General features: G+C 64.2%; 1 protein-coding gene. It reads left to right on the top strand.

What is annotated here, in order from left to right; translation table 11 throughout:
* On the top strand, positions 1-491 hold a 491-nt coding region (locus CCN29_RS34110), incomplete at both ends, for a pectate lyase family protein (protein ID WP_442538687.1).

Below are 491 nucleotides of genomic sequence, written 5' to 3'. Positions count from 1 at the left end.
GGTCGAGGGAACCATCAACCACGGCAACACCGCCAAGGTGTCCGGCAGCAGCTGCAACACCGCGGCCGGCGTGATCGAGCTGAAGCAGATCAGCAACGTCACCATCGTCGGCGTCGGCAACGGCGCGGTCTTCGATCAACTGGGCATCCACATCCGGGAGTCCAGCAACATCATCATCCAGAACGTGACCGTCCGGAACGTCAAGAAGTCCGGCTCGCCCACGTCGAACGGCGGCGACGCCATCGGCATGGAAAGCGGTGTCAGGAACGTCTGGGTGGACCACGTCACCCTAGAGGCGTCCGGCGGGGAGTCCGAGGGCTACGACGGCCTGTTCGACATGAAGGACGACACCCAGTACGTGACGCTGTCGTACAGCGTCCTGCGCAACTCCGGGCGCGGCGGCCTCATCGGCTCCAGCGAGAGCGACCGCTCCAACGGGTACGTGACGTTCCATCACAACCTGTACGAGAACATCGACTCCCGTACGCCGC

Source organism: Streptomyces pseudogriseolus (genome assembly GCA_002154585.1).
Taxonomy (GTDB): domain Bacteria; phylum Actinomycetota; class Actinomycetes; order Streptomycetales; family Streptomycetaceae; genus Streptomyces; species Streptomyces pseudogriseolus.
Note: the sequence above shows the minus strand (reverse complement) of the source record. Positions and strands in the feature narration are given on the sequence as shown.